This is a genomic window from Enterococcus devriesei, from assembly GCF_001885905.1.
Lineage (GTDB): Bacteria > Bacillota > Bacilli > Lactobacillales > Enterococcaceae > Enterococcus_A > Enterococcus_A devriesei.
Genome location: NZ_JXKM01000018.1, coordinates 1 through 20,973, shown reverse-complemented (window position 1 = coordinate 20,973; position 20,973 = coordinate 1). Strand labels below are relative to the sequence as shown.

General features: G+C 37.8%; 22 protein-coding genes. 1 reads left to right on the top strand and 21 read right to left on the bottom strand.

The features are described 5' to 3' along the window. From RV00_RS15050 to RV00_RS14970, 17 genes are all read right to left on the bottom strand, one after another. The coding region (locus tag RV00_RS15050) for a BppU family phage baseplate upper protein (RefSeq protein ID WP_169818959.1) at positions 1-645 on the bottom strand (645 nt) is incomplete at its 3' end. Beyond that, complete coding sequence (locus RV00_RS15045; protein ID WP_071863378.1) at positions 645-1,700, bottom strand: pectinesterase; 1,056 nt, start codon at positions 1,698-1,700, stop codon at positions 645-647. The genes RV00_RS15050 and RV00_RS15045, both read right to left, overlap by 1 nt. 2 nt (positions 1,701-1,702) lie before the next feature. After that, positions 1,703-2,722 (bottom strand): phage tail protein, encoded by a 1,020-nt coding sequence (locus RV00_RS15040; RefSeq protein ID WP_071863377.1) that lies wholly within the window; start codon positions 2,720-2,722, stop codon positions 1,703-1,705. A gap of 8 nt (positions 2,723-2,730) precedes the next feature. Next, positions 2,731-3,552 carry a phage tail domain-containing protein gene (locus RV00_RS15035; protein WP_071863376.1) on the bottom strand — a complete coding sequence of 274 codons (822 nt, stop codon included), beginning with the start codon at positions 3,550-3,552 and terminating at the stop codon, positions 2,731-2,733. Next, positions 3,553-9,744: a phage tail tape measure protein gene (locus RV00_RS15030; RefSeq protein WP_071863375.1), complete on the bottom strand. Its 6,192-nt coding sequence runs from the start codon at positions 9,742-9,744 to the stop codon at positions 3,553-3,555. A 194-nt stretch (positions 9,745-9,938) separates the two neighbouring features. After that, the gene (gpG, locus tag RV00_RS15025; RefSeq protein ID WP_071863374.1) at positions 9,939-10,250 is read right to left on the bottom strand and encodes a phage tail assembly chaperone G; all 312 of its coding nucleotides are present in this window, start codon (positions 10,248-10,250) and stop codon (positions 9,939-9,941) included. 60 nt (positions 10,251-10,310) lie between these two features. Next, positions 10,311-10,652, bottom strand: a complete 342-nt coding sequence (locus tag RV00_RS15020) for a hypothetical protein (protein ID WP_071863373.1) — start codon at positions 10,650-10,652, stop codon at positions 10,311-10,313. A gap of 72 nt (positions 10,653-10,724) precedes the next feature. Beyond that, positions 10,725-11,309 (bottom strand): major tail protein, encoded by a 585-nt coding sequence (locus RV00_RS15015; protein ID WP_071863372.1) that lies wholly within the window; start codon positions 11,307-11,309, stop codon positions 10,725-10,727. A gap of 72 nt (positions 11,310-11,381) precedes the next feature. Then, positions 11,382-11,792, bottom strand: a complete 411-nt coding sequence (locus RV00_RS15010) for a hypothetical protein (protein ID WP_071863371.1) — start codon at positions 11,790-11,792, stop codon at positions 11,382-11,384. Beyond that, a complete protein-coding gene (locus tag RV00_RS15005) occupies positions 11,789-12,193 on the bottom strand; it encodes an HK97-gp10 family putative phage morphogenesis protein (protein WP_071863370.1) in 405 nt (134 codons plus the stop codon). Before RV00_RS15005 ends, RV00_RS15010 begins: the two co-directional genes overlap by 4 nt. Continuing rightward, positions 12,186-12,536 carry a head-tail adaptor protein gene (locus tag RV00_RS15000; RefSeq protein WP_071863369.1) on the bottom strand — a complete coding sequence of 117 codons (351 nt, stop codon included), beginning with the start codon at positions 12,534-12,536 and terminating at the stop codon, positions 12,186-12,188. The genes RV00_RS15005 and RV00_RS15000 overlap by 8 nt, the downstream gene beginning before the upstream one ends. Then, entirely contained in the window at positions 12,523-12,885 is a 363-nt protein-coding gene (locus RV00_RS14995; protein WP_071863368.1) for a head-tail connector protein, read from the bottom strand. Before RV00_RS14995 ends, RV00_RS15000 begins: the two co-directional genes overlap by 14 nt. Before the next feature lie 73 nt (positions 12,886-12,958). After that, on the bottom strand, positions 12,959-14,095 hold the full coding sequence (locus tag RV00_RS14990) for a phage major capsid protein (protein ID WP_071863367.1): 1,137 nt from the start codon (positions 14,093-14,095) through the stop codon (positions 12,959-12,961). 3 nt (positions 14,096-14,098) lie between these two features. After that, entirely contained in the window at positions 14,099-14,824 is a 726-nt protein-coding gene (locus RV00_RS14985; protein WP_071863366.1) for a head maturation protease, ClpP-related, read from the bottom strand. 33 nt (positions 14,825-14,857) lie between these two features. Further along, positions 14,858-16,093 (bottom strand): phage portal protein, encoded by a 1,236-nt coding sequence (locus tag RV00_RS14980; protein WP_071863365.1) that lies wholly within the window; start codon positions 16,091-16,093, stop codon positions 14,858-14,860. A 2-nt stretch (positions 16,094-16,095) separates the two neighbouring features. Continuing rightward, positions 16,096-17,883 carry a terminase large subunit gene (locus RV00_RS14975; RefSeq protein ID WP_071863364.1) on the bottom strand — a complete coding sequence of 596 codons (1,788 nt, stop codon included), beginning with the start codon at positions 17,881-17,883 and terminating at the stop codon, positions 16,096-16,098. After that, positions 17,874-18,329: a phage terminase small subunit P27 family gene (locus tag RV00_RS14970; RefSeq protein ID WP_071863363.1), complete on the bottom strand. Its 456-nt coding sequence runs from the start codon at positions 18,327-18,329 to the stop codon at positions 17,874-17,876. Before RV00_RS14970 ends, RV00_RS14975 begins: the two co-directional genes overlap by 10 nt. A gap of 57 nt (positions 18,330-18,386) precedes the next feature. On the opposite strand from RV00_RS14970, the gene RV00_RS14965 reads away from it, so the two are divergent. Further along, the gene (locus RV00_RS14965) at positions 18,387-19,139 is read left to right on the top strand and encodes a hypothetical protein (RefSeq protein ID WP_071863362.1); all 753 of its coding nucleotides are present in this window, start codon (positions 18,387-18,389) and stop codon (positions 19,137-19,139) included. A gap of 65 nt (positions 19,140-19,204) precedes the next feature. Here the strand turns inward: RV00_RS14965 and RV00_RS14960 are convergent, their stop codons facing one another. The 4 genes from RV00_RS14960 to RV00_RS16730 form a co-directional block, all read right to left on the bottom strand. Continuing rightward, positions 19,205-19,426 (bottom strand): hypothetical protein, encoded by a 222-nt coding sequence (locus tag RV00_RS14960; protein WP_071863361.1) that lies wholly within the window; start codon positions 19,424-19,426, stop codon positions 19,205-19,207. Continuing rightward, the gene (locus tag RV00_RS14955) at positions 19,410-19,724 is read right to left on the bottom strand and encodes an HNH endonuclease (RefSeq protein ID WP_071863360.1); all 315 of its coding nucleotides are present in this window, start codon (positions 19,722-19,724) and stop codon (positions 19,410-19,412) included. The genes RV00_RS14960 and RV00_RS14955 overlap by 17 nt, the downstream gene beginning before the upstream one ends. Beyond that, positions 19,717-20,343: a hypothetical protein gene (locus RV00_RS14950; protein ID WP_071863359.1), complete on the bottom strand. Its 627-nt coding sequence runs from the start codon at positions 20,341-20,343 to the stop codon at positions 19,717-19,719. The genes RV00_RS14955 and RV00_RS14950 overlap by 8 nt, the downstream gene beginning before the upstream one ends. A gap of 184 nt (positions 20,344-20,527) precedes the next feature. Further along, entirely contained in the window at positions 20,528-20,731 is a 204-nt protein-coding gene (locus RV00_RS16730) for a hypothetical protein (RefSeq protein ID WP_071863357.1), read from the bottom strand. Positions 20,732-20,973: the final 242 nt, after the last annotated feature.

Sequence of the window (20,973 nt, the reverse complement as noted above, 5' to 3'; positions counted from 1 at the left end):
GATCACGTTTGCGGAACTTTCGGCTTTCGTGAACACGTCGTTGTCATCAATTTTTTTACTGATTTCATCGATTCGAGCATTTAAATTCGTGTTAGCTGTTGTAATACTTTGCTCTAACTTAGCAACTTTACTTTGAGCTGTTGTAACATCAGCGGTCAAGCTGTCTAGCAACTCTTTTGCTTCTAACTTGATCGTTGCAATTGTTTGACGATATTGCGCCATGATCTCGTTAAATCCTTGCCAGTAATAGTCTTCCAACTCAGGAACATTCTCATCGATCGGTGATCGTTTAATATCAAACGTAAACCGTCCGGCGGTATCGAGTGAACGCGAATCAGGTAACTCAATATAAATTGACCCAGTGACACGCCCGACATAACCTAAAATATTATCTTCTAGAACAATTGATACAATCCCGTTCACTGCATCTTCGATTACCGCATGATAAATATGACGACCGCCAACAAAATCTAAGCAAATTGGAACAATCGTTCCTTCGGACAACGTTTGATTAACATAATCCTTTTGCAGTTGAAAAAGCATTTTAGCGGTGCCTTTGTCATGCGACCAGAAAACCACTCCAGTTGGAATAGGAGTGGTCGCTTTTGCCTGAATGATAATGATTTCTTCATTTGTTTTAAACATTAGGACAACACCGTCCCTTTAGTGATGATTAAGCCTTGACCAGTCGCCTTAGTTTTAGTTGTAGCATTTAACGGACTATCAGTGCTCACGCGCACAGTGCCGCTGTTTGCTTCAAAACCAATGTTGTTTCCAGTACCAGTCACGTCTCCTGCCACACGTGTTTCTGACATTAGTCTTGATACGTTGATTTGATTTTGATTATCAAAATGTGAATTATAAATATGACATTTTGATGTACCCCCAACGTAACTCACGACATGATTTGAAATAGCCTTTGTATTTTCAACACACCTAACTTGATTTAGCGCTAGATAACCGCTTTGTTCACATGAAAAACTATATTTATACCCTTCAAAAATTGGTGCGTTTGCTTGGTCCACTGCTTGAATTCCAGCGATTTGAAAATACCCCGTGCAGTTAAAGAAACCAATCGAACGAACTTTGACAGGCATATCATTTTTACTTTGGTCTAAAACGCCTAAATTTTGAATAGTCCGAATATTAATCCTCAAAGCATTGATAGATTTAAGAACTACATTTTCTAAATACACGCCATCATCGATCCAGATAGTGATTTGAGAAGAAGAAATCAACGGCATTACGTTCACTGCCATTTGAATTGTTTTGAACGGTTTTTCTTCTGTCCCGTCCCCATTTTTGTCATCGCCATCAACAGAAGAAACATATAAATCTAGCGTTGCACCATATGTTCCCATTAATTTTCCAATTGCTTGGTTTAACTGTTCAAACTGTAGTCTCTGATTTTCTTGAGTCATATCTAATTGAGCCACGTCTTCATCGTGTTTATCCTCTGAAGCGAGCAGTCTCGATTCTAAAGTATCGAATGTGTCGCCTTTATTATTTACTCGCGCGTCCACAACTTCATTTGGCGAATCACCACCACTATGCAAAACGAGGTTGTCGATTCGACTGTTCGTAGTATCTAGTTTTTGATCTTGATCATGAGCATTGCGATTCAAGATATCAACGTTTTTATTGAACGTCTCTTTCCACTCAGTCGTGATTCGATTTTTTAATAATTTGAGTAGATCCAAATTTAAATCACTCCTTTCTTAGCGAGATTCGCTAATATTGATGTCATTGTTTTTTTCGTGTTTGATAGTGTGATTTCTGGTGGTTTGTTTGGTAGTGCTGGATAGGTTTTGATTCCGACAATTTGAATGTACGTTTTGATATTTAATGGTTCGTAAATAAACGGAACATAATCCCCTTTTTTTGGAGTGATGCGCCATTTCAACGTCACTGAACCGCTGATTGACGGATAATCCTGTAAGTCTTGTTTTAGTCGCTCAGTCATGTTTCCAGCGACTGTATAACGTTCATCTTCCACAGGATCTTGAATACGAATACCCCATTTATCAGATTCGGGAGAGGTATAAGTGATCGGTGAAAAATAATTTGATCCATCGTCTTTTTTCTTGCCCGAACCACGAATTTGAGTTTTCAAGGAATAAGTATCGATATCAAATTTCACTGAATCAGTGTTGTATTTATAGCGAATCTGCTCTTCAATCTTTTCGCCAAATTCTGAGCGTGGATAAAACGTGAGTCGCTTATTATTAGGAATTACGACTGCATCATAATCACTCAATATTTCTTCGATCAGTTTTAAATAGTTATCGTTCCCGAAATTTTCTTGTTCCACTGTTAGAAATTTTTTATTTGGATCAACGACTTCCCATGAAAAACCACGATTTCCAGCACTAAAAATATGAGTTAATAGTTGATTAATTGAGCGTGAACCAGTGACTGTGTTGTACTGACGGCCATCTTGAATCGTGTAGTAAACATGCGTAGCAGTGACACTTTTAGAAACATGAGCGCCTTCTCCTGAAGTGGTCATGGCCTTAATAACAAATTCTTGACCATTAAAAAGCACCGAACTTTCGTAATCCACAAAATCAAAGACCTCACTATTAAAGTCAGTCTTCGTAACATCGAAACTAACTTCCCATGTTTCATTCTGCTGCCAATTCTCAAAAAAAGAGTCCTTGTTAAAATCAACAAGGATCTCCTTCTTCGTCTTTTCATAGTTTTGTATGATGATATCTGTCATATCATCACCTACTTATAAAGATAGCGAAAATCCCAACTGGATTTCACGCTTGCCACATTTTGTATTTCTATTTCATTAACGCCAGGCGCCAAAGTAATTAGATTCAGATTCGTATCAATTCCACGATTTACACCGTTTAATTTTGGATATACACGATCTATTGTGACCGTTTGCCCTAAATTCGTTGAAAATTCCGGATAATAAACAAATCGTTCTCCAGTCGTCCGATTAAAAATCGTAGCATTACCAAGTGACTCACCTTGTAAAGTGATTTTCAACTCGTTTTCGCGTGGATCGATTGCGAAATCACCTGCGTTGAACACTTGAAAACGACTTACATCAAACTCATATTCATAATCTGCAGATTCTAAGTTTTGAGAAAACTGCCACTCATCCGACAAGGTAAATTCTGATAATGTGGTTGAGAGAGATTCGGAACAGCCAGAAGGGACATCGAAAGTAACTTCGATAGTTGAATAATCATTTTCTTCTTCTGCTAGTTCGAAATTTGACGGATTTACCTTAAACCGTTTTCCTGGACTTAATTCATGTGTTACATAAAATTGAAAACCAGGAAAAACAATTTGATGTAATTCTGTGATGATTAATTCTTTATCGTATTCATTTTTATAAAAAATATCGAATGTAAGAACCAATTCAAAAGGACGAAAAGAAGCATTGACTTCTCTACTTCCGTTCGCCCCCTCGAAATCTTGATATTTCACTTCGTAGATAGGCGCTTGTCTTTTTATTTCTTTGCAGATTATCTTTCCATTTTCTTGCGGATCAAACAATCTACCATTTTGGTTAAAAAGCAATTTGTAAAACAATTAGAAGCCACCTCCTGTATACCCTAACTTACTTAAATCTCCGCCTAAGAAATCATTAGCAGCTTTTCCAACAGCATCAGTAGTAATACCGTTATCTTTTGATAAGATAGCTTTTAATATCCGCATCAGTTCGCTGTGCTGACGTTGTTGTTGTTTAATTAATGTTACTAACTCCCCGGTGTTATCAGAAGAGCTCGATTGAGAGTTAGGCTGTTTATCCCCAGCCATGAATGCCAATGCTTGGCCCATCAATTCGATTGCTCTCGATTTACGGGTTAGTGGAATAACCATTTCTGGTTTGTTTCCTTCACCCGCTCTGTAAAGTCCATCCTTGTTGATAAGACCGCCGTTAGCGTACCAGTGATTTCTTTGCCAGAAAGCCAGTGCACCATTCGCACCGCCATATCGCTCATTCACGTAGTTTCTCATCCATTTTAATTGTGTGATTGGATTTGTACGCCAATCAGAACCAGCAGAGGCTAATTTGCTAGCTGGCAACGATTGTGGCAATCCGTATGCTCCACTAGATGGGTTAGTAGCGGAAGGATTCCAACTTGATTCGTGGTTAACGATGTAATTAATTGCACTATATTCAGATGGTTTAAAACCAGCTAATCTCATCCAATTTTCGTGACTCCCTGTAGGTTTTGGACTCTTTCTAGGAGAATTAGACCCTCCTGTAAAAATGTCCCCGGCACCTTTCGAACCAGAAATATGCACGTGGTCAAAGTGATCGCCATCTGGCCAAGTTGCCCAACCGTCATGGACTCCCGTTCCTGAAAATCCTATGCGGTCACGAACACGTCCATTAGTAATTACATAACCAACATCACGTGGAAATTTTTCAAACGCATAATTAGCAGCTGCTGTATATCTAGGACTGCCAACCGGATAACCAGAAATATCAATCGCCTGATGTTTTCCGTGATGATAAACATCTCCAGGGCGATAACCAGATGTCGGGTACAATCCAGGAAATTTAGCCATCACCTTTTTAGCCACTTCTACTAAATATGCGTAAACTCCATTGAAGTTTCCTTCGCCTTGGAAAATAGAGCCATCAAATTCACCTGTAGAGAAGTTCTCCTCTATCTCCTTTTGAACAAACGGATAGGCAGAACTGGTCATTAATTTAACGCCAGCTTTTGTCATGTTTTTCCACGGTTCTAAAATACTATTATAATCAATTTTTTTATCGACTATTTTCTTAAAAGCACCTTCATCATCAATCAAATCAAATATATCGAAATCATCCGTCCCATTTGCATAGTGCGGAATATCAAGTCTATTCTTCAATTTTTTAGTTAATGAAGCATTCAATACCTGCGCGCCTTTAGGCAAATTCACTAACAAATCTTTCCCTTTAGCGATAAATCCTCGGCCGTCAGGCATCTGAACATACTCCTCATGAACAGCACCTTTTTGATCGTTTATCATTGCCAATCCACCAGGGTGTCCATCTGTTCCTTTCGCATACTGAGGTACTGTCCAATTGCCTAGCTTCTTATCTGATTCAACTTCTTTTAGAACATAGTTAACACCACCAATGACACCATTAACACCTTTTCCAATTCCACCAACCATTTTATTTGCTACGCCGTTCATCGTTGATGACAATGATCCACCCATTGAGTTTAGACCGTTAATTAGCGATTGCATCAAGAAGCGCCCAGCGTTATAGAAACCACCATTTTTTGATCGCAAGTTATTGATAGAATCATTGCCCAATTGATTCACTCTGGCAATAAATGAACCATATAACGAATTCCAACCATTTAAATTGTTCTGTTGCCACGTACGTCCATTGTTGTACATAGGTGCATTGTAACTCCGAAGAGTTGTCATCGCTTGATTACAGAAGGTCTTGATTAGATTGATAAATGTTCCTGTTAAACTGTTCCAACCATTCATCAAGTTTCTGTTCCAAGCGATACCCTGTAAATAATTTGGATTATTTTGGTTACTCAATTGCGTTAGATAGTCCGAAATAAATAGTGTTTCGCTTGCCATGTACTGCGGAACAATTGAATTCCAGCCGTTCATGAGATTAGTCATCCACATTGAGCCGATCTCAGTATATTGTTCTCCTTGAGCCAATAACTGTTCTGGAGCAAGAGAAGCAATTCCAGCGGTTCCTTGAGTATTCGGAATAACTGATTTCTCTGTCATCATCCCAACAGTGTCCGATTCAGCTGATTGAGGCTGAATAGTTTTGAACGTCAGAATTAGTTCATTTATGGCCCTGATAAGTTCCGTAATTTCAGAGTCAGAAGTGATTACTTCGCCTATACCACCGGCATAGCGAGGTATGAGTTGTTTTGTTTTAGAAGCATTCAAAACCTTTGAACCTTTTGTCAAATCAGGTAATAAAACATTTCTCCCTTGAGGAATAAATGGCGTTCCGCCTTTAGGGATGACTAGTTCTTTATACAATGAACCACGTTGATCATTGACAATGGCTGGCCCGCCTAAATGATAGTTTGTGCCTTTAGCATATTTTCCTGTAAGGTTATTACCTTTTTGGTTAAAAGCCTTTTTAACTTTTTCCCAAGTATCATCAAAAAATGCGGTCAATTTAAAACTGATTGTTTTATCTTGTAAGTTCGCAACTTCTCTATAGGATTTAACAGCTTCCGATGCAGGTTTCGAAACATTGTCCACACCGTTCATGTGCATATCCTTCGGGATATACTTTTCATTCAAGTCAGTAATACTTGCTTTGACCTGTGTAGACTTTTCTAGAACGTCACTGTTATTCCCTTTCATGTATTTATCTTTCGGAATATACTTTTCATTTAAATCTTTAATTGAGGTCTTAGATTGATCCGATTTGTTTAAAAGGTCATAATTATCACCGTACATTTTTTTGAGTAACGGTAACACCTGATTGTATTGCTCAATGCTAATTGTTCCATCATTAAGCTTTGTTTTCAAATCAACGTTATCAGCGAGCATATGTTTAATGTTATCGGGCATTTGAGTCCAAGCTGTGTATGATTCCGTGGAAGCAAATATTTTAGTAGTTAAATCTGTGTTGTCCGCTAACAGTTTTTTCTGATCTACAGGCAACGTATTCCACTGTTTTATTTGTTCTTGTGTTGTAAATAATTTATAAACAGCATCGGCATTATCAATTCCTAGTGCTTTTCTGTCCAGCACATACTGGTTCCACGCACCCATAGCATTGATAGTTTCATAAAGCTCTAGCTTTGCTTCATCACCGTTCACTAGCAACATCTTTTCAGTGAGCCACAACTCATCCCACTTGCCAGCTTCACCCATCGCAATAGCAACTTCTTCTTTAGCGTTAGAAGTCAATTTCGCTTCCTTGACCATAAATTTGAGCTGATTCCAGCCATCATCAGTCTGAGCGATTTCAGTTAAAACATCAGTCATGTTTGTTTTAACTTCACCAGTCTTAGGATCAAGACTTAAAGCGTTCCATTGCATATCGGCATCGGAAGTTCCTTTAGCGAATAAGCTTAGGTCTTTAGTGGTATCTTTGACACTGCTAGACACTAATGCAGTCACTTCTTCAACGTTGTATCCGTACTTTTCCCATTTGAACCAAACCGAATCTAATGAAGATCCTGATTTTTCAGTAAGATTACCAAGAGCCGTAATCATTTCACTAGTGCTTTTCTTATAATTTTCTTTTAAATCGTTTAATAATCTTTTTCTGACAGATGAGCTAAGGGTTTCGTTACTTTCAATCTCTTTACGTTGCTTGTCATAAGAGGCCTTTTCCTTATCCAAGGATTTTTCTAACGTTTTAATTCGTGTACTTACTTCTTTTTCACTCAACTTCGACAAATCATCCTGATAAGCTGTTTCGATTGCCAAGCGCTGCGACTTAGTAAAACCAGCTGCTTTTAATTGATCATCAGATAAGTTAGCGTATGACGATCTAATATACTGCATTTCTTGATCAGATAATTGTCGATTATTATCAGAAGCATTTTTGTATATTCCGTTAATCTTATCAATTTGCGCTTTAACCGTTTCGGCTGTTTTCTCATCAACTTTTTTCTGTGCAGCAATAACTTGCTCATACCAAGCTTTTGTTTCTTCATCCAAAAAGCTTAATTTAGTAATTTTCTCACGACGTTTTTCTTCTTTTTCCAGCGTTCCTTCGATTGCGTCCTGAATATCTTTATTTGCCTTTTTGATTTTTTCAGCATTGGTATTGACGCCGTCTTGGTACTCGTTCATATACTGAACGCCTTTTTCTTTTAACTCGTTCGATTTTGTGATTACTTTGTCTTGTGACTCAGTAACTTTCGTTCCCCACTTGCCACCAGATAATTGATAATCATCGTAGGCTTTTTTACCTACAACAACAGCACCGGCCACCGCTCCTAATGCTACTAATCCAATTCCAATAGGCCCTGCCAAGCCAGCGATAGACGCTCCTAACCCAGCCACACCACTTGTCCCAGCAGCAGTAGCAGAAGCAGTACCTACTGATGCAACAGTCGTACTAAATCCTGCAATTGCTTTCTTCTCAGCTGCTTTAGCGGCTAAGTCTACAATCCCACCAGTCAATTTACCGACAGCAGTTTGAGTCTTACCTATTACTGTAGCCCCGGTGCCAAACAGTTTTAATGTTGGACCGGCAGCGGCCGCCATAAGCCCCCATTTAAGAATGTTCTGTTGAGTTTCATCATCCAACTCAGAGAATTTGTTGATCAACTGAGTTGCTTTCTCAAGTATAGGCGTAAACACTGGAAGCAATTTCTCTCCAGCAGTAATGGCCAAAACATTTAACGATTCTTTAAATCGGGCTACCTTATTAGCTGGTAAATCATTCATTGACTTAGCAATTTCTTTAGTGGCGCCATTTGCGTTGTAAGTTTCTTTAGTCAGTCCTTTTAACGCGTCACCGCCTTGCCCAACTAATACGTTCATCGCTGATTGAGATTCGGTACCGAACGCTAAAGCTATTGCAGATGTACGTTGCGCATCCGTCCAGCCTTCAGTGTTTTGCTTAATCTTATTCAACATATCTGGAAGAGTTAACGTACCATTTTTAAACTCATCTACAGAAATACCTAGTTTTTCAAATCCGGCAATGTTTTGTTTTGATGGCTTCAATAAACGAGTTAATGCTCCACGTAATGCAGTACCAGCCTTTTCACCGCCCAAACCAGCATCACTAAGTATCCCGATTGCAGAAGCAGTTTCTTCTACATCCATGCCCAAGCTATTCGCTACTGGGCCCACATACCCCATTGCTAGTCCTAAATCTGAAAAACCAGCAGAAGTTGCATTAGCCACATAAGTCAACGCATCCGTCACACGTGTTGCGTTCTTAACAGTACTATTATAATCTTTGCCTTTTAAATTAAACTGACTGATTACCTCAGTCGTTACATTCATTACATCGTTGAAGTCATCCCCGGATGCTTTGGTAGCATCTAAAATAGAAGGCATTACACCAAGCGTTTGATTCGCGTCATAACCTTTACGAACAATTTCTGCTAAACCAGTATTTATTTCAGTAGTAGAAACACCATATTCCTTCGCCCATTTTTTCGAGCTATCAGACATTTGATCTAACTGATTGCGATATTCTGCGGTTAGTTTTCCACCGTTTGTTAGCAGTGGGCCAATTCCACCAATTTGAGTTTGAAAATCAACAGCCTTCTTAGTAGCCAATCCAAACCCAGCAGCGATCGGCGCTGTAACAGACATGGTCAATGTGCTTCCTATGCTAGACATTTTTTTACCGAAAGATTCAATTTTCTTTCCTGACTTAATCCACTGATCAGATTGTGCTTTAAGTTTCCCAGTTACACCTTCTGTTTCTACCTTCATGCGGGCAATTTTTCCTGTAGTAGTTTTCATCTGAGCTTCATAACTAGCAGACTTAGCAATCGCTTGATTCAATTCATTTGCATATTTAGCAGTGGAAGCCGTTGCTTTACCATTCGCGTCGAAGCTTTTATCATACTGAGTCTTTAACTTACTCATGTACTTTTCGTTAGAGCTAAGCGTCTTACTAAGTCCGTCATATTTAGCTCGCAAAGCGCCCACTTTATCGCCTGAATAATTCATCACTTGCATCTGGGCCTTCATAGCCTTTGTGTTATAAGCAACGCTTCTTTTAGCACCTTCTAGTCCTTTAGAAAAGGCGGAACTATCCAAATCCAAAATAACCTTCATATTCCCAAGCGGTTTTCCATTTGCCATAATTTTCCTCCTTTCCTAAATTGATTTAACGAAGTCTTTCAAATCGACCTCTTTTGATTTTTCTTTCTTAGGTTCCGAACAGACAATTTGAATGAGAGCTTCAAAATCCGCTTCTTCTATATCCTCTAAAGTCCAACCATTTTCTATAAGCTGCCTGCAAAGATTGAAATAATTTTCTTCCGCTTCTTCAGGGCTTACTTTTTTTCATCTGACGAATTATCTTCTTCGATTCCTAAGATATCCATATAGACTTTATTTAACGCATTTAATAACTCTTCGCTTTCAATCCCGTCTAAAATTGTGTCTTCTGTAACTTTTTTATCATTAAAGACTTCCACAGCTAATTCAATCAAAGCGTCTAACTGCGTACCCATGTCTGCGTCTTTTGCATACATTTTCCGACTGCATTGGATAGCTTTACGGACCGCACGACCTTTGACTTTCATTTTTTCGTGGACTACTTTTTCACCTTTTGCATTTTCTAACTCAAGTCTTACTTTCGCCATCTATAAATTCCTCCTAATATTTTCAAATAAAAAAGAGGACTACTACAGTCCTCTAAAAACCTATGCTGGTACTAATGCAAGCAAATCTGGTTTAAGCGTCTTTCCTGTGTAATCAATTTCGTGCGCTGTCAACCATGCTTTTATTTCTTCAACGGTATTCGCATTTGTTGGCTTTACATCTCCTTCAGGATCAAATCCGGATGTTTCCGGTTCTTGCTCAGCCAATGTCTTAAATGCTGGGATATCAACTTTCATTGATTCAACATCATTAACCAACCGAGTTGTTTGATAGTCTCCCTTTGCTACTTGTGTATTTGCTGCAATACCAGTGATAGAAAGAGGGCTTGTGCCCTCCACTACTTTTGTTCCACCTTTTTTATAAATTCTAAATGTATCTACCACACTCATTCTCCTAACTTAATGCGATTGTTGCCCCATTCGTCGTTGGGGTAACTTTTCCAACGACAGGGCTAACTACTCCCCCGCTGGAAAAGTCATAGTACGCAATGCTGTGATAGCTGCTTCTTCCTTACCGACATATTTAGCAACGGATTGTCCTTTTGCATCGCCTTCTGCATCATTAGCAATAGCAGAGAATACATACTCTTCTGCTTCGGGTTCGAATGCTTCGTTAGTAGTTGTATTCAAATTAATTGATTCTCGACTGAATTTACCTTTAAAAATAGTTAACATAGCTGTCTCACCACTTAAATCAGAAGACTCCATCAACACTGCGCAATACGGAGGTTCAGTATCTTCGCCTAAGAAGCTAATTTTATTTTCATTAGTTTTATATCCTAAAATTTTATCGTTCAAATCTTCTGGTAAATCTAACAATCCAAATGTCGCTGAAACATCACCTGTCCCTTTTTGTGAAATGTAGTATGCAATATCTGATCCATAAACTTTCGTAGATTCTTTTGATAAACCGCTAATTTCTGCGGATACTGTTGCACCTTTGTCCTGCTTACCTTCAATAACAAATTGATTAGCTTTTGGAATTTTACCGTCCTTATCAAAAATTCCGATTGTCATTTTTTTAAATCCGACTAAAGTCATAATTTATTTCCTCCTAATTTTGACAACAAAAAAAGACACGAGTTTTCGTGTCTTAATTCCTGTTATTCTGTTTTAATATTGTGTATCGTAAATTCGTGTATTCCCGTCATATCGTCGAGCGTCTACATAACGTCTAGTCTCCGAGAAGTATTCGTCTAAACCTTGACCATTTACTTGCCCAAAGCCAAGCTTCTTCATCTCTTTTTTAATTTCATATTGCATTTGTTTGCATGTTGCTCTGTATTTAGACTCAACATCAATTTGTAATAGATGTTCAATAGAAAGTTCTTTATCGCTTCCATGATAGGCTTCGTTTGGGACGTCCACAGGTCTAATTGTGATGAACGCCCCAGTCTTATCCGCCGTTTCTGGCTGTTCATAATACTTGATACGATATTCTTCTGTTTCATCATTGAACGTCATGTTTTTGATGTATTCATTGTTACACAGCAATTCATAGATATTACCAAGCATATCTTTCATAGGTTTCTCTTTACCTCCGATGCCACTGTCTCGAAGTACACAGGTTCAGACTTCTTTAGCGATTTTGTAATAATGCCAAATCCGCGCGGTTTTATTTGACGTCCATTTCTCGTATAACCCCATTCATTAAGATGAATGATTCGATAGCGCTCATGAGGCCCGTTCCACCCTATTTCGGCTTCTGCCTTATAGTTTCGATAAGTTGCATTTTTACGGACAACTTCGTCAATCGTGTATCCTTTATCTTTAAAGACTAGCATGTCAGATTGTAGTCGTTTCTCGACTTTTTCAGCACCAGAATTGATGGCTTTTCGAGTAAGATTTTTTGTTTTTTTTGTCCCTAATCTTTTTTCCAAAGATTGTAAAGTTTCATTTATGCCTTTAAATTCAACATTACTCATCGTTAGTCACACCTAATACGATAGTAAGGAACCTATTTCCAGTAATATCAGGTCTTACATCTATAATGTTCCAACGTTCGTCCAATCGATAATCTACGATTTCTACATAATGCTTGTTCGTAGGAACGTACTTCCCCCGTGGGTCTCGAATGACTATTGTTACAGCCTTCTTCGTACCTTTTCCATTCAGGATTTCTAAATCTTTCATGGATGGATCATAAACCTCAGCCCGAGCTTTATATAGGATTTTTTTTTCTCTTTCACCTGGTTCAGGTCCACTATTAGGTTTATACTGCCAAAAAGAAATTTTAGTATTTAGTTTTCCTGTTCTACTTTTCCTCATTGTTGTCGTCCTCTTTAAAAGCTAGGTAACTTGCCTTCAGTTGCAATAACATAGAGTTAAATCCTAGATCATATTCACGAAGTGCACCGTTTTGGGTTTGAGACTCTATCGTTGCTGACCCTGCATGATAGTAGTGGTCCGTTAATAATAGAATCGCTAGATTAATCAAATCAATCGTCTCGTTGTCTTGTAAATAGAAAGAAGGCTTCTCGTTTCCAATAGCCCCCTTAATATATGCAATTGCAGACATTACAGCCCGTTTTATTCCAACTTCGTCATCCGTATAATCTTCACGAATGGCAGCTTTTATTTCTTCTAAATCCTCTTTTTTGTTAGAGTCTAGAATCATTTTCTCACCGCCTAACTTAAGTTAATTGTCGCCCCATCTACAGTCGGGGTCACATTCCCGACAACTGCCGGGGCTAGGCTTTTTTTACTGTCGCCAGACGGAATGCAGAAGCTAATTTAATTTGATGATCGAACCAAGCGGTTACAACGAATAGATTTACTCCTGTTTTGATATCTTTATCTTGTTCATAAAGTGAACCAATATCGTAGTTGAAGTGAGAGTATGAGAAGTCGCCGACTACTGGCACTTCAGCAGCATCGGTAAAGATAACAGGTTTGCCTAAAATTTGTTCAGGTTGCGCGGTGTATAAAGTTGCACTACCATTCGCCAGGGTTTCAATAATGTTCAAGTAATCAGCATATTTCATCATGATTTTTGCATTTTCACGATAATCTTCATGCAAATCCGCAATTGCTGCTTTTATAGATTTATATAAATCCTCCCCTTCAACTTTTTTAATTTTTACATTTTTTTCATCATAAAAACTCATATGTTCTTCACCAGTTTTTGGAGCAGTGGCAAAAGCAACTTTTCGTTCTTTAGCTGCTACACCTGATTGTAAATTAAGTTCGACAGTTGAAACCAAATTTGTATTTGTTCCTGCAAGGATAGTTTCAGAAATGCCAGTGTATACTTTAAACTTATGACGACTAAAAACAACAGTATCGCCTTTTGCTTTTAATTCTTTCGCAGTCTCCATATCAGCAATGAAATCATCGTCGTCTAAAGTGAACGTCACTTTTGGGATTTCTAAGTTAGGAATATTAGTGATCGTAGAAACTTCACGAAGCGGATTTTTTACAACCGGTTCAGAAATAATGTCATTCGCTACTGTTTTTGGTAAAAATTTGCCACCTTTAGATGCGTCATCATCGCCTAAAGCTTGACGAACATCCAGCGGAACTGCTTCTTTAGCAATTGTTTTACGGATTAACGTAGCTTTAGCATCAATCACTTTTTGTTTAGGATCTTCAGACTCAGTAAATTGTCCTTTTGATAAGCTCTGCTTTTGTTCAGCTTCCATTTGATCGTGTTGTTTTTTTACGATATCAAAGCGTTGTTGTAAGTCTTCTTTAGCTTTTTGCATTCCTGTTAAATCCTCAGAAGTTACAGCCGGATCCGTCGCTTTTTGCATGATTAAATCATTTTGTTTTTGAACTTGCTGACCTAAAGTCGCCAAATCCTGTTTTAATTCAAAAATAGTTTTCATAAATTATAATCCTCCCAGAATATCGCCCATCAAGGCTTTGTTTTGCATTGCTCGTTTTTTAATTTCATTACGTTGTTCTTGTGTCACTTCATGTTGATCAATTGGTTTTAATAGCTTACTAGGTACGTTTTGATACGATTCAAACAGTTTTGTGCTAATTGAAGCAGCCATTTGATTTGCAGATTCGACTGCATCACAAAGACCGTACTCATACGCTTCTGCAGCGGATAACCACGTTTCCTCATCCATTATTTGTTTAATTTTTTCCTCAGATAGTTTGTCGCTAGCCTTAGATAGATATGTGACGACAGAAGATTCAGCGATTTTATCTAAATCATCTGCTTGCTTACGTAACTCTTTTGCATTCCCCATTGAGAAAGTCCAAGGATTATGAATCATCAACATGCTGTTTTCAGGCATAACGACCTTGTCACAGCTGGCTACAATCACACTAGCAATAGAAGCAGCTAGCGCATCTACATGAGCTGTAACATGAGCTTTATGCTGTTTAAGCATATTTCCAATCGCGATCCCTTCAAAGACTGATCCTCCAGGAGAATTAATGTGCAAATTGATTTGATTTAGCTCTCCAAGTTCTTTCAAATCTTTTTGGAAACTTGCAGCTGTAGTATCTGTGTCATCCCATTTGTAAGAAACGATTTCACCAAAAATATAAATATCGGCTTCCTCTTTGTTAGCCGATTGTTTAACTTCCCAAAATTTTTTCATCTCAACCCTCCTTTCAAGGCAAAATAAAAAGACCTAATCTTTCTTGATTACGTCTTGAGTACCAGTTTTATTCGATTTTCTGAGTGTAGGGTCCATATCTTGCGGATACATATCTCCCGAGATCCACAACTCAGACGCTTTCCCTCCCCGTGGTGGCATTTCTTCTAGCATTCTAGCTTCATCAGGCGCGATCCATCCATCGCGAATCCCACCGTGATAGAATTTCTGTCTCGCGTCACTGTCTCCTCTAAGAAGACCCATCATATTAAATTTGAAGTAATACCCTTTAACTCTCTCCTCTTTCCGAAGAATCTTCTTATTGAATTCTCGCTCATACTGTTTAACGATCGGAGTGAGAGTCATATTTACAAATAGTTGCATCAACTGTTCATTAGATGAAAAACTGCTACTATCAGAGTTTAAAAATATGCTTGGAACATTATAAACATTAGCAATGCGATCGCGTGTAATTCCCTCTGTAATCTTCATATCTGTAGCAACGAAGTTCCGTTTCATTTCTTCAATCGTCACACCGGGCTCTTGAAATAAAACTCCTCCATTTTCTTCATAGAATCGTCTGAAATCTTCTACAACAGCTTTTCTCTTTTCCTCATCTACACTTGTTGCATAGGTCAATATGAATGAATCCCTCAGAGATTGCATTTCTTTTAAAGAAAATTCTCTAACTGCTTTATCGAAGTCATTAGAGTTTTTCAAAACTGCAATCGGACTTATGCCTTTCCAGTTACCATTACCAGCAATATGACGAACGTGGATAACATCTGAATTGTGAAAGTAATATGTTTTTCCATTGTTATTTACCACATACCAGAGTTCATTGCTATTTTGTTCAAGAACTGGTTCAACATAATTAGGGTTAAATGGTATTAACATGTCTAATTGACCCCGAATATCCCTCATGATCAATGCATACCCATTACCATTTGTATCTCTACTAACTTCAAGTACATTAATAATTTGATCAAGTGTTTGATTTTTATTTGGATAATATATCAATCTATCCATTTCTTCATCAAACCGTTGGTCGTAGTTCAAATATTTTTTAAACGGTAGACTTGAGAGAGTATTACTTAATCTAGATACTACAGAAAAAATATTTTCGTTTGTTTCAAGTGTAGAATTTTCAATGCCAAAAAAAGTTTTCCCAAACCATTGTTTAAAGCTACTATTTGTTTGATAGTTTTTAATAATTGTTTGCTTAATAAATTTAGGAGTGACTCTGTTTATTGCTCTTTGAACTATATTCATTTCTACCCTCCCTTCATCATTTCTCTGATACTGATAAAGCCAACATTCGCAGTTTGTTTCGATTCATTAGCAAACATCTCTACAACGCTAACATGGCTATTCAACAGGGCAGCGAAACCATCAATCTTTCTATTTTTTGATTGCTTCGTTGGCATCCAGTTATTATTTCGGTCCTGAACCAACTTCACATTCGAAAGATACCACCGAAATATCTTTTGCTTGTTATATATTACTTTTCCATCTAAAAAACGTTCTTTAAGATCCTTCATTGGACCTCCCAGTGTAGTGAAACCTTGGATTGCCTCTTCCATTACAAAACCGTAATCAATCATTTTCTGATTCAAGATCAAGCTATTTCGACGGTCAAATCGAACCTTTAGTATTTTAAATCTCTTCGACTGTTCCACAAACCAATCAAAAACATAGTCATAGTCAACATATGGTCCCGGTGTAACAGTCAAATCTCCTGATTTTATCCATGCATCTAATCTTTGCTTGTTGTTGTCATTGTTGTACCGTTCTTGTGATATCCAACTATGCTCCAAAACAGCAATTTCTCCGGTTTCATAAATTGGAAATTCCAAATCAGCAGATGTGAAATCTTCAGTTTCAGATAAATCATAGCCAGCCACACATTCCTGATCTTTCATTGTTTCCCAATTTATTTCTTTATTGTTCTTATTGATCGTCTGCATATCTAAAAATGACAGTTCGTCAATATCTGAAAAAAGATTGAATTGTTTAGTAATCCAATCGGCACGTTCTTGTGGGCTATTGCGCTCTGTCTTCCAGTCAGTGACTAAATCGACAAATGACATCAACCCGATGTTCGGATTCGCCTTAATCCAGTTTCTTGGATCGTCAGCTTCAGCAACATCATCTAGTTTTGCGATAAAATAAAAAACTCGCTCATCCAGTCCATCTTCAAGATGTTCTAAACAATCGAGTGCATTGTCATAATATTGCATTAGTGGTCCATCTAAAACATATCCAGCAGTAGTAATATAAGTAATTAACGGCTGACGGCGGGTCCCACGAGATTTCTTAATAACGTTAATCAGTTTAAAATTGATAAATTCGTGTATTTCATCAAAAATGGCGAAATGAGTATTCAATCCGTCCAATTTTTTGCTGTCAGAAGCCCTTGCTTCCATTTTTGAAAATGTAGCTTCATCTTTGATAACTGACCGTTGTGGTTTGTACTTCTTATCCAATCGCGGAGACTGTTTGACCATCTCTTTAGTTTTATCGAATAAAATCGATGCTTGATCTTTTGCATTGGCAAGAACATAAACATTCGCGCCTTGTTCGTGATCATAGCCAAGCATATAAGCAGATAGACCAGAAATCAGCGATGTTTTCCCATTTTTCCGTCCAACGAAAGTTAAAGCTTCACGAAAACGCCGAACTCCTGTGTCCTTATGAACCCAGCCGAACATTGAACCAATGATAAAATGTTGCCAAGGTTGCAAAACAAATCTATCAAAGTCACCTTCTGTCGGCCTACAATTTTCTTCTATAAACCGGATAGGTCTATGTCCTGCCTCTTCATCAAATACCCATGGAAATTCTTCTGTACCTTGTCTGTCCAAATCCATCATGTGACGTTTAGCAGCTAAGATATTTTCTTTGCTCGCTGGAATAGAATTATCAATCAATCGTTCGGCATACCACGTTGTTAACAATTCTGGATAGGGTTCTATCAATATCCCACCCCACGAAGCCTGTTCCTCTTTATAATCAGCCCACCATTTTTCAAGTTCAGAATATGAAAGTGACATCAAGTCCATTCATCATCACCCTCATCTTGGGACAGTTTAATCGCAAGTTTCGCTCTTGCTGAAGGCGATAAGCCTAGGTCACTACCAAAAGAGCGCATGTTTTTAGAACATGTATCCAGTTGCTTGATTAGTGGATTTCCAATCGCCTCCGGGTTTTCAGCTTGAACTAACACTGCTTGCGCTTGGAGATTCATGTGTTCGGCGTACCAGTAACAATACATAGCTAATGGATAAATGTCGCCATTAGTAATAAGCTCAATTTCCAGAAGTTCATCTTTAAGAAAATTAAAAGCCCTCACAGCCGTTTCGTTTAGCCACTCTGGGGCTCGGATGTTATCGCTTTTCATTTGCAGTCGTTCTTCTGCTTCAGCTCTTTTTTTGAGCTCTTTCACATTCTTTTTGTTAGGATTCTTTTGCAGCAGCTGAAGTTTTGCACTTTTTGCTGGTTGTGGCATCTTATCACCTTCTTTCAATAATGTTATAATTTCAGTATTAGCAAAGAGGAGGAAATAATGAAACTTTTTGAACTTGTTCAGCCAATTGTTAAAGATTACCTACCATTAACGATCTCAATCTTTACCTTGTTCTTGGTAATCAAAAATGAAAATAGAGCAAATCCAAATTTAACATTTAGAAGCGGAACTATTTGGTCTGGTTTTAAGTCAACACCTTCAGTGCACGATTGGGCAATTGAAAATGGTATTACTTGGAATGAAAGTTTTGGTGCGTGTGTTACATCAATAACTTATACACTGCAAAATGTAGGAAACCTACCAGTAAATTGGGGATTTGTTTACTTTTTAGATTTTGAAAATAGACAAATTGCTTGTTCTAAACCAATATTCTATATAGATACAAAAGAAATTTACACAATAAAATTATCAACGCTAACTGGTAAAAAAACCGAAAGAACAGTCATTGATAATCTATTTTGGAAACTTGCTGAATTATACTTCAATGTACGTGGGTTACTTGAAAAGAGAGTTTCAAAGTTCGTGAGTATAGTTGTATTTTCTGATTTCAATAATTCGAAATACATGCTGATTAAAAGTCCGCATACTTTAAAACACTTTACAAAAACACAAACAAATTTAAATCTATTTCATCCAATCTTATGGATTATCTTTAAATACGTTCAAAAAGAAACCATATTTCAAAGAAATACTTTTGATGATAGACACGATGTATATACCAAGACGCCTGAAAAAATATCCAAAGATGATTTAGATAAATATTTTGATATCACCTTTAGAGAAGATTCTTGAAAAAAACTTTAAAAGCGGTAAAACTACAAAGGAAGGAGCTCACCGGTCTCGCGCCACTTCAGTTTTTACTTTTCGAGGTAGGGGGGCATACCCGAATCAATAAACTCAATAGTCAGATCGATTCTGTGATCTGAATCCCCCATAAAATCAGGTATTGAATCTGTGATGGTAAAATCACAACACTTAAGATAACTTGTTCCGTCCATTACTTGTTCTTTGATTTTTTCTAATGATTGAATTACTTTTTCAATATGCTCTATTTGCTTTTTGTTATTCTCTATTGGCATAGAACTTCACAACCTTTCTTTTTGTTTTTACTTTCTTATCTCCTCCTGATCTCTCAGGATGATCTCTATTATGACAAGCAAGACAAACAAGCTCTAGGTTATCTTCATCCCAGAACTTTGTTATATCTTCTCTAGCTTCTATGATGTGATGGACGACTACACCTTTCACTACTAGCCCACGACGCTTACACTCTTGGCACAGTCCATAGTCTTTTGCAATCACTACTTGTCGCAACTTACGCCATCGGTTCGTCTTGTATAGTTTGTCAATCTCATCACGTGGTCTTGGTTCAACCATCTATTTCATCTTTCAATAAGTTAAAGCTTCCGCGCTCTCCTTCTTCATCGATGAATACTTCTACTCTCTTAGCGTCTATATCAGTACCTTCGATAAACTCAAGAGTAGCCAACAACTCAGTCGGCTTGTTAAAGTCACGTGTATGCCAGTGCATATATACATCAACTAACCCGTTTGTTCCCTCGTCCACACGGGTGCCTCGATACCAAACTTCAGGCACTGAGTCAGTGTCTTTGAGTCTGATTTCTAATAGGTTAGGTTCCTCGTTATTAAAAGACTCTAGCTCGCGTTGGCGCTTCTTCATTTCTTCAAACGAGTCATTGATTGCTTTCATCTGTTCTCTAAATGTCACCATCGGTTGTTCGACGTCACGAGTTCGATAGCAAAGTTCACCATCGACTACCACTGTTACCTCATATCCCGAACTCTCTAAATTATAAATGGAGGTTGTAGCGTAGTAATTCGAACCGTTATGAGATAATTTAACAGGTATTTTTTCGTCTCTAAATCTAATAAAGGAAAGATCTGTACTTTCAAAGCTAGTACTTTCCACATAATTCTCTTTACGAATAATAATTTGAATATGTTTCTGCCGGTAATCTTTCCTATTCCAAAACATCACTCTTCCTCCTTCACCCATTTAAAGAATCTAAACCAAGCAAGTGTCTGTTGTTTACTGTTATACTCAGGACTGCTGTGACTCTCCGACTTTAAGACGTGGATAGCAATATCATCCACAGTATATGAATCTGGCAATTTATCTTTCGCGTGAATAAAGCATTGCTTTAAGTATTCGAAGTATGTCATCTCAACCATCTCTTTATGTTTGCCTGTATATGTTCATCCTTAAACCAACCGATACCAATGAGAACCAACTTGTACTTATCAATCTCTTGTGGTGTTGCTTCATCTGTCAGCTCAACAATGGTATAACGCTTTGCTATCTGCGCAGACATTGCGCGCTGCGGATAATTACCCGCCAATGAAATGTACCAGTGGTTTCTCAATTGGATCAGTCCTTTCTAATCAAAATAAAAAGACCACTCGCAATGAGTGATCTTGGTTATGTACTTGACGACACATTGAGATTTAGAAGAAACGGAGTTTTCACTTCCTTGTCTTTTATTTTTGGTTGCGCCGCCATATTAAGATTGTAGAAATCGAGAAAGGAAGCTGTTCACCTCCTTCTATTTTTGTAGGTTATGTGAGTAATCTACAAAAAGTTTTAGACAACTCTCTATATCAACAG